Below are 1,253 nucleotides of genomic sequence, written 5' to 3' on the forward strand. Positions count from 1 at the left end.
CGGACCACCGGCTGCTGATCCAGGTGCGGGACGACGGGCGCGGCGGGGCGACCACCGACGGGGGGACGGGGCTCGCGGGCCTGGCGGAGCGGCTGGGCTCGGTCGACGGGCTGTTCGTGGTGGACTCGCCGTCCGGCGGGCCGACCACGGTGACCGCCGAGCTGCCCTGGCACCACCGGGCCGGGTCGGCGGGCGCCGCGGTGGTGAAAGGCCGACGGCGACGGTAGGGCTAACCCCCCGGTGAAGAGGCCGACCCGCCCGATGGTCCGGCCGTCCACGCTCGGGGACGCTTGGGTGTACGCAGAACGACGCGACCCGCCCGGCCGGCCCGGATCGCGCCCCGACCAGGCTTCCGGAGGACGGACGAGACGATGGCCACCGCATACAGACCGTACGAACCGGGCGCCGACCCCCGCGGCCGTCTGGTGCCCGCGGCGCTGAGGGCGCCGTTCCAGGCCCGGGTATGGCGTGAGTTCCTCTATGTCGTGACCAGCCTGCCGATGGCCATCCTCACCTTCGCCTACGCGGTCGTGACGATGGCGCTCGGCGTCGGGCTGCTGATCACCTTCCTCGGCGTCCCGGTGCTCGGCGCCGCCCTCGCGGGCTGCCGGGCGCTCGGCGTCGTCGAGCGGGCCCGCGCCCGTGCGCTGCTGGGGCTGGCGGTGGCCGAGCCGGAGCCCGTCCTCACGGGGGCGGGCAGGCGCGGGCCGGTGGCCTGGGTGGGCGCGCTGCTCAGGAGCGGCACCTCCTGGCGTCATGTGATCTACGCGCTGATCCGCCTCCCCTGGGCCGTCTTCTCCTTCGTCTTCGCGGTGGTGTTCACCGTCAACGGCTGGGGCTTCGCGACCTATCCGCTGTGGGGGTGGGTCTTCCCCAGGTACCTGCACGAGCCGGGCCTGGAGATCTTCGTGGACGACGGCCGCGGGCTCCACTTCTATCTGGACACCCCTTTCGAGACCGTCGCGACCTGCGCGGTGGGTGTGCTGCTCCTGCTGCTGACCCCGTGGGTGATGCGGGCGCTGACCTCGGTCGACCGGATCATGGTGGCCGGGCTGCTGGGTCCGTCCCGGCTGGCGAGCCGGGTCCGGGAGCTGGAGTCGGACCGGGGCACGGTGGTGGACACCGCCGCCGCCGATCTGCGCCGGATCGAGCGCGATCTGCACGACGGGGCACAGGCCCGGCTGGTCGCCCTCGCCATGGACCTGGGCCTGGCGAAGGAGAAGCTGGAGGAGGACCCGGAAGCCGCCGCCAAA

The 1,253-nt window shown here is 73.9% G+C and carries 1 protein-coding gene and 1 pseudogene; both read left to right on the forward strand.

Annotated elements, in window-relative coordinates:
* Positions 1–227: pseudogene (locus tag AXW62_RS06010) on the forward strand (sensor histidine kinase); the annotation flags it as partial.
* Positions 228–371: 144 nt separating this feature from the next.
* The coding region (locus tag AXW62_RS06015; protein WP_060943577.1) for a sensor histidine kinase at positions 372–1,253 on the forward strand (882 nt) is incomplete at its 3' end.

It is taken from the genome of Streptomyces hygroscopicus subsp. hygroscopicus (assembly GCF_001553455.1).
In the GTDB taxonomy this organism is placed as follows: Bacteria; Actinomycetota; Actinomycetes; order Streptomycetales; family Streptomycetaceae; genus Streptomyces; species Streptomyces hygroscopicus.